Source organism: Lysobacter sp. 1R34A (assembly GCF_051217035.1).
Lineage (GTDB): Bacteria > Pseudomonadota > Gammaproteobacteria > Xanthomonadales > Xanthomonadaceae > Lysobacter.
In genome coordinates this window covers 1-7,861 of record NZ_JBPKJP010000143.1, presented here as the reverse complement: position 1 = coordinate 7,861, position 7,861 = coordinate 1, and the positions used below count along the sequence as shown (strand labels likewise).

Here is a 7,861-nt window from a genome sequence, read left to right as displayed (position 1 = left end):
GCCTGGTCCTGTTGCCGGCCTGGTCGTGGCGATGCTGCTGCCGGCGCCGGGCCTGGCCCTGGCCGGGCTCGGCGCGGCGCTGCTGTCGGCGGCGGCGATGCGCGCGCATCGCTCCAAACAGGGGTAGGAGCGGCGCAAGCCGCGACCGCGACAGCGCAACGACAGCGCCGGTGCCGCCTCGCGGCAGAGCTTGGGACTGAAGACGTCTTGCGGATGGCCGCTTCTGCCGAGGTGGTTCTCGCCCTCTGGAACGACCGCTTCGCGACAACCTGCTAGGCTTTCGCGATGATCGAAACCGGCCCCACTCCCCCCGCCGCCCTCGTCGCGCCCACCCTCGCCAACCGTTTCCGCGGCTACCTGCCGGTCGTCGTCGACGTCGAAACCGGCGGCTTCGACTGGAACAGGCACGCCCTGCTCGAAATCGCGGTGCAGCCGCTCGAACTCGATGCCGACGGCCGCCTGGTGCCCGGTGCGATGAGCAGCGCCCATGTCGTGCCCGCGCCCGGCACCTTGATCGACCCCAAGTCGCTCGAAGTAACCGGCATCGACATCGACCACCCGTTCCGCGACGCCAAGCCCGAGCGTCAGGCCTTGGAAAGCGTGTTCGCGCCGGTACGCGAAGCGCTCAAGCGCCAGGGCTGCCAACGCGCGATCCTGGTCGGCCACAACGCCCATTTCGACCTGAATTTCCTCAATGCCGCGGTCGCCCGCAGCGGCCACAAGCGCAACCCTTTCCATCCCTTCAGCGTGTTCGACACCGTCACCCTCGCCGGCGTCGCCTACGGACAGACCGTGCTCGCCCGCGCGCTGCAGGCCGCCGAGCTGGAATGGAACGCCCTGGACGCGCATTCGGCCGTCTACGACACCGAACGCACCGCCCAGCTGTTCTGCAAGATCGTCAACGCCTGGCCGCAACGCGGCGTCGCCACGCCTTAAGGGGCCGGATCGCCCCTGCGCATCGACAAGGATCGGTTCGTGCGTGCATCGCGAAACAACTCGTCTGCCTACGTCTGGCAGCCCGGCCAGGGCCCCGACGCAAGCGCGCTGGAGCGTCTGCGCGAACGTGCGCCGATGCCCGGGCAGCCGATGGGCGAAGCCTGGTTCATGGGCGACGAACGACACATGTTCACCACGCTGATGCACGAAGATCCGCAACAGTGGCCGCGCAGTGAGCTGAGTTCGGCGCTGTACGAATTGAGCTCCGGTCCGGTTGCGTTCGGACCGATGCGCGAGTGGAATCTGTGGTTCCCATACCTCTTGCCGCGCGCACTCGAGCTGGTCGGACGGTTCCGAGCCAATGCCTTCGAGGATCGCCGACTCTATTCAATGCTAGTGACCGCGACCTTCGTCCACTGCCCCGATCCGGAGCAGGTGTCGCCGGGTTTACGCCGCGACTTGCTCGACACGCTTGGCCGCGCAATGCTCGCACCGTCGCATTGGAGCGCCTGCGGACTGGCCGGGGATGCGTTCTGCTCGCCGGTGCAGCGCCTGCCCGGCGTGCACCCGGGCGACTCGCTGTATCCCGCCGACGCGTTCTCGGCCTCGTGCACCCTGATCGCGAAGTATCTGCAGCCCGAGCTCATCGGGGACTGGCTGACGTCCGCGCTGGCTATCGACGATCCCTATTGGCGCGCAGGCTGGGTGGCCTGGCTCGCTGGCGCGGCGCCCATGCTGCTCGACGGCGCCTACCCGGACGCGCTGCCGCTCAAGGACGAACATTCGATCGTCTGGGAAGGCAGCCACCTGCTGCAGGCACCCTCCGCCTTGGTCGTGCCGGGGCTTGCGCCCGCGTCGTTTCTCGGCTCCGGATCGCGTCACGCCCTGGTATCGGCCTTGCGAAAGCAACTGAATCGCGAGCGGCTACAACGTTGGGATGCCCGCTTGGCCGAGGCCGGCGCGCAACGCTCCGACTTCGACTACTTCGTCCTCGAATACCGCAACGCAGCCCGGTTCGTGCTCGGCCGGTATCGGCTGGATTGATTCTGTTCGCGTCGGCCATGTTGCAAGCACGCAACACCTCGGAACTGGCCGTCCGGCGTCGAACGCCGCGTTGATTGGACTGCGAGCGGCACAGCGCCGCCACGACCGGCAGGACGCGCGGCCGCTTTCGCGCGCACATGCGGTTGCGCATGCAGGGAGGACAGGATGTTCGCTTTCGACGACGAGCAGTTTCTAGACGGGTACCGCAAGCGCTTCGGCCCGCTGCGCGACGAGCTCGCGCAGGCCGTGCGTTTTCTGATCGGACGCATCGAGCAGGATGCCAGCTTCAGCCAGAACCCGGTGCACCGCCACCAGATCGCCTATTGCCTGGCGACGTTCAAGTGGGAGACTGCGCATACCCTGCGCCCCATCGACGAGTTCGGCGACGAGGCGCGTTTCGAACGCTTGTACGGGCCGGCTACGCGGGTCGGCAAGATGCTCGGCAATACCCGCGCCGGGGACGGCGCGCGTTATCACGGCCGCGGTTACGTGCAACTCACCGGCCGCGCCAACTACGAGCGCGCCGGCAAGATCCTCGGCATCGACCTGATCAACCGCCCCGACGAGGCCAAGAAGCCCGAGGTCGCCTATGCGATCGCGATGGAAGGCATGAAGAAGGGGTGGTTTACCGGCAAGAAGCTGGACAGCTATTTCAAGCCGGGCCAGTTGCCGAACTACGAGGAGGCCCGACGGATCATCAACGGCCAGGACAAGGCCCAGACGATCGCCGACATCGCGCGCCGCTTCGACGAGTTGCTGGTCAATTCGCTGCATTGAGCAGGCGCTGCGAACGGCCGCGCATACCGGCGCGACAGGAGGGGCGCGCCGGTACGCGGGCAGTCTCCGCGAGGCCCTGCGCTGCGCAAGCTCAGGCCAGTTTCAGGCCGACCAGGCCGGCGACGATCAACAGCACGCTGGCCACGCGCAAGGTATTGAGCGGTTCGTTGAACAGCACGATGCCGAGAATGACCGTGCCGACCGCACCGACGCCGACCCAGACCGCATAGGCGGTGCCGACCGGCAGCGATTTCATCGCCACGCCGAGCAGGCCGAGGCTGATCGCCATCGCGGCGATCGTGCCGACCGACGGCCACAGGCGGGTGAAGCCTTCGGTGTATTTCAGGCCGATGGCCCAACCCACTTCGAACAGGCCGGCGAAGAACAGCAGAACCCAAGGCATGACGATGCTCCCATGATGACGGGGCCGTCCCCGGTCGAAAGCGGTGCGAACGGGGTCGTCCCCGTACGCGAGCGATTATAACGAGCCCGATTCGCCGAAGCCGGCCGCACAGTCCATGGGGTCAGCGGGGGGTTACACAGCGCTGGAGCGCGGCCGTGCGGGAGTCACCGTGCCGGCGGTGCAACTGCGCCGGCAGCGAACACGATGCTGCGCGCAAGAGGCTGGACGCGCCCTGCCCCTCGGGGACGAGCGCGCCGCGTGTATCAACCGCGCTGGCGCACTGCCTCGAACAAGGTAACGCCGGCGGCGACCGAGACGTTGAGGCTTTCGACGCCGCCCGCGGCGTCGCCGCCCGGCATCGGGATCTTGACCAGTTGATCGCAGGTATCGCGGGTCAGTCGGCGCAGGCCATCGGCTTCGCCGCCGAGCACCAGGGCGACGTTGCCGCGCAGATCGATCGAGTACAGCGAAGCGTCGGCTTCGCCGGCCAAGCCGTAGATCCACACGCCGAGCTGCTGCAGGTCGCGCAGCGCGCGCGCCAGGTTGGTCACCGGAATCACCGCGACGCTGTCGGCGGCGCCGGCGGAAGTCTTGCGCACGGTCGCGTTGACCTGCACCGACTTGTCCTTCGGGATGATCACCGCGGTGACCCCGGCCGCGGCGGCGCTGCGCAGGCAGGCGCCGAGGTTGTGCGGGTCCTGCACGCCGTCGAGCACCAGCACCAGCGCGCGGCCTTCGGCGGCCTGGATCAGGCCTTCGAGTTCGTTCTCGTTCCAGGTCTTGGCCGCGGCGTAGCGCGCGACCACGCCCTGGTGGCGCAGATTGCCGACCACGCCGTCGAGCGCCTGGGTCGCGACCCGGCGCACGTCGATGTCGGCGCGGCGCGCGGCGGTCTCGATCTCGGTCAGGCGCGGGTTCTTAGCGCCGGCCTCGATGAGAACTTCGCGCACGTTCTGCGCGTCGTGCTCGATCGAGGCGGAGACGGCATTGATACCGGCGATCCATTGTTTCTGGCTCATGAGGATTCCGTGGGGCTGAGGCTCGCGCGGCGGCCTGGGGCGGCGGCGCGGTCGGGGGCGGACGGCAATTCTAAGCTACCCGGCGCCGGGCGGCCGGCGCCGGGCAGGTCGGTGGCCTGCGGTCCGGCGGCGGGCCTGCTCGAGGCGTCGGCCGATGGAACGCGACGCCTCTTCAGGGTGTCCCTTCGCAGAGGCGACCAGGGATTTCGCTATGGCTTTGCCCTGGGCACTCAGGCGGCCGAAGCAAATACCCGTGCTGGCGCGCGATCCGAAACGAATCCACGCCGGGCGTTCGCCCCTTTCTAAAAGGGGCTATGTCAGCATTGCGCGCCGGGACGTTCGCCCGGCACTGTCGCCTCAGTACTTCTGCTTGCTCCGCTTCGCCGGCTGGCCACGCGGCGGCAGCGGTTTGGCGCCGCGCTCCTCGGCCAGGCGGAAGTCGATCTTGCGGTCTTCGACGCTGGCCTTGAGCACGACGATGCTGACCCGGTCGCCGAGCCGGAACTCGCGCGCGGTGCGCTCGCCCTTCAGCGTCTTGCGGATCGGGTCGAAGTGGTAGTAGTCGTGCGGCAGCTGGGTGACGTGGATCAGGCCGTTGACCTTGGATTGGTCGAGCTCGATGAACAAGCCGAAGCTGGTCACGCCGCTGATCGTGCCTTCGAACTCGCCGCCGACGTGCTGCTCCATCCACGCGGCACGGTAACGCTCGTCGACCTCGCGCTCGGCTTCGTCGGCACGGCGTTCGCGTTCCGAGCACTGCAGCGCCAGCGCGGTCATCTGCCGCGGCGAATACACGAAGGTCGACGGCTGCGCGCCGGTCAAGGCGTGCTTGATCGCGCGATGCACCAGCAGGTCGGGATAACGCCGGATCGGCGAGGTGAAGTGAGCGTACGCGGTCAGGGCCAGGCCGAAGTGGCCGACGTTCTCCGGCGCGTACACGGCCAGGCTCTGGCTGCGCAGCAATACCGACTCGATCAGGGCCGCATCGGGGCGTTCGCGGATCTTCTTCAGCAACTGGGTGAAGTCGCGCGGTTCGACCTGGTTCCAGGCCGGCATGCGCAGCTTGAACTCCTTGAGGAACTCCTGCAGGTCGGCGTACTTCTGCTCCGGCGGCCGGTCGTGGATGCGGAACGGCGCCGGCACCTGCTGGGCGATCAGGAACTTCGCCGCCTCGACGTTGGCCGCGATCATGCATTCCTCGATCAGCTTGTGCGCGTCGTTGCGCTGAAGCATGCCGGCCTGCACCACTTCGCCGCTCTTGCCGAGGACGAAACGCACCTCGCTGGATTCGAACTCGATCGCGCCGCGCTTCTGCCGCGCCTTCAGCAGCACCTGGAACAACTGGTGCAGGCGCTCGATATGCGGCAGCAAGGAGCCGATCTGCTCGCGCGCTTCGGTTTGCGCCTCCTCGGGGACGTCGCCGACCGCGTTCCAGACCTGGGTGTAGGTCAGGCGCGCATGCGAGTTCATCACCGCTTCGTAGAACTTCGACTGGGTCACTTCGCCGTCGCGGCCGATCTGCATGTCGCAGACGAAGCACAGGCGGTCGACCTTGGGATTGAGCGAGCAGATGCCGTTCGACAAGGTCTCCGGCAGCATCGGCACGACGAAACCGGGGAAGTACACCGAGGTCGCGCGCTTCTGCGCCTCATCGTCGAGCGGGGTGCCGGGGCGAACGTAATGCGAGACGTCGGCGATCGCGACCACTAGACGGAAACCGTCGCGATTGGTTTCGCAATACACCGCGTCGTCGAAGTCCTTGGCGTCCTCGCCGTCGATGGTGACCAGCGGCATCGCGCGCAAGTCGACGCGCCGGGCGGCGACCGAGGCCTCGACCGTCAGCGGCACCGCCGCGGCTTCGTCGAGGGTGGCTTGCGGGAACACATCGGGAATCTCGTGGCCGTGGATCGCGGCCTGCACCGCCAGCGAGGCGGTGAGCTTGTCGCCGAGCACCGCGAGCACGCGGCCGATCGGCGGGCGCTTCGGGTCGGGCGCCTGCAACAGCTCGCAGACCACCAACTGGCCGTTCTGCGCCTCCATGCGCCCGTCCGGCGGAATCTGCACGTTGCGCTGGATGCGGCGGTCGTCGGGCACCACGTAGCTGATGCCGGACTCGAGCGTGAAGCGGCCGATCAGGCGGTTGATGCGGCGTTCGAGCACTTCCACGATCGCGCCTTCGCGGCGGCCGCGGCGATCGACGCCGGTGACGCTGACCAGGACGCGGTCGCCGTGCATGGCCTTGCGCATTTCGAACGGCGGCAGGAACAGGTCGTCGCCGCCGGCCTCGGGACGCAGGAAGCCGAAGCCGTCGGGGTTGGCGATCACTACGCCGGGAATCAGGTCCATCTGCGCCGCCGGCGCGAACTCGCCCTTGCGGTTCTGGATCAGCTGGCCGTCGCGCAGCATCGCACCCAGGCGCTTGCCGAGAGCGTCGACGCGATCGGGTTCGGTCAGTTGCAGCTGCTCGGCCAGGGCCTCGGCGCGCATCGGGCCGTCGCCGGCGACCAGGGTCTGCAGGATCAATTCGCGGCTGGCGATCGGCTGCGCGTAGCGCGAGGCTTCGCGATCGGCATAGGGATCGTGATAGGCGGGTGCGCGGGCCGCGCCGGAGGCGGGCTGGCCGTGCGGGCCCTTGCTCGGGCCGTGCTGGAGGTTCTCGGGCAACCAGGCCGGGCGCGGTGCGGGGCTCTTGCGGCTGCGGGGGCCGGCGCTCGGGGCGCCACCGCCAGGGGTCTTGCGGGAAGGGGTTTTGCCACCGGTCGGACCGGGCTTGTTGCTTTTCGTCTTTTTTGTCATGGCCGTATGGTCTCACATCGCCATTAAGGCAGCGTCTGTATCGCCGCCAGGAGCCGCGGGCTCCCGACGCGCGGTCGCTCAGGCCGGCCCGGCGCGGGCCGATCGACGCCGCGTACGCGGCCTGCGTTGCGCAGCGCATCGCAGCCGCCAGCGCAAAACGGATCGGGCATCGTCGCGACGTGGCTGCGCCGCAGCTGAACGAAAAAGCCGCTGTTTTCATGTTGCCGTGCACCGTCGAGCGGGTGCGCGTCACGTTCCGGGCATCGTCGAGTTGCAATGCAGCGCACAAATAATCCGACCGTTCGTAAACCCGATGCCTTGTACTTCGAGCGCTTCGGCGAAGCCGGAAAGACCGCACAAAACCGGGTGCGGACCGGTCGTAGGGTCCGGGCGTCCCCGCTGCGGCGGCGGACCGGCGTATTCGCCGTCCCTCCCTATGGCACTCAAGGAATCGCACGATGATCCGCAAGAACGCGCTCTGCCTGGCGCTCGTCGCCGGGCTGTCCAGTTTCTCGATGCATGCCGCCACCGGCTCCAACGCCGCCGAAATGGATTCGGCGCCGGTCACCGAAGCGCCGCTTGCCGGCGCGATGGGCGCGGCCGAGTTCGCCGTCGCCGCCAAGGCCACGACGCCGCGATTGTTCAGCCTCGGCCGGCCGACCAGCCTCGATGTATCGGCTTTGAAAGACCGCCGCATCCGCCAGGACAAGAACGGCGAACCGCTCGAAATCGGTTTTGCCCGCAACATCGCGCGCAGCGCCGTCGATCTGAACACCCTCGCCTGGCAGCCGCTCGGCGACGGCTCGCGCGCCGCGCGTTTCGAGGTGTCCTCCAGCGGCGCGGTCGCGCTGCGCGCCGGCCTGTCGCTGCGCGGCGCCGGCGCGGC

At 68.3% G+C, this 7,861-nt stretch carries 6 protein-coding genes and 1 pseudogene; 4 read left to right on the top strand and 3 right to left on the bottom strand.

Annotated elements, in window-relative coordinates:
- The first annotated feature begins 285 nt into the window (after nt 1-285).
- From rnt to ACSAMQ_RS19240, 3 genes are all read left to right on the top strand, one after another.
- Nucleotides 286-936 (top strand): ribonuclease T, encoded by a 651-nt coding sequence (gene rnt, locus ACSAMQ_RS19250; RefSeq protein WP_435397205.1) that lies wholly within the window; start codon nt 286-288, stop codon nt 934-936.
- Between the two features lie 39 nt (nt 937-975).
- Nucleotides 976-1,980 (top strand): hypothetical protein, encoded by a 1,005-nt coding sequence (locus ACSAMQ_RS19245; protein WP_435397204.1) that lies wholly within the window; start codon nt 976-978, stop codon nt 1,978-1,980.
- A gap of 165 nt (nt 1,981-2,145) precedes the next feature.
- Nucleotides 2,146-2,757: a glycoside hydrolase family 19 protein gene (locus tag ACSAMQ_RS19240; RefSeq protein WP_435397203.1), complete on the top strand. Its 612-nt coding sequence runs from the start codon at nt 2,146-2,148 to the stop codon at nt 2,755-2,757.
- A gap of 91 nt (nt 2,758-2,848) precedes the next feature.
- On the opposite strand, the gene sugE is transcribed toward ACSAMQ_RS19240, so the two are convergent.
- The 3 genes from sugE to rnr form a co-directional block, all read right to left on the bottom strand.
- A complete protein-coding gene (sugE, locus tag ACSAMQ_RS19235) occupies nt 2,849-3,160 on the bottom strand; it encodes a quaternary ammonium compound efflux SMR transporter SugE (protein ID WP_435397202.1) in 312 nt (103 codons plus the stop codon).
- Nucleotides 3,161-3,423: 263 nt separating this feature from the next.
- Complete coding sequence (gene rlmB, locus ACSAMQ_RS19230; protein ID WP_031370459.1) at nt 3,424-4,179, bottom strand: 23S rRNA (guanosine(2251)-2'-O)-methyltransferase RlmB; 756 nt, start codon at nt 4,177-4,179, stop codon at nt 3,424-3,426.
- A gap of 357 nt (nt 4,180-4,536) precedes the next feature.
- Nucleotides 4,537-6,975, bottom strand: coding sequence for a ribonuclease R (gene rnr / locus ACSAMQ_RS19225; protein WP_435397201.1), 2,439 nt, complete (start codon nt 6,973-6,975; stop codon nt 4,537-4,539).
- Between the two features lie 458 nt (nt 6,976-7,433).
- Between rnr and ACSAMQ_RS19220 the strand changes: the two are divergent.
- Nucleotides 7,434-7,861 (top strand): annotated as a pseudogene (locus tag ACSAMQ_RS19220) (trypsin-like serine peptidase); the annotation flags it as partial.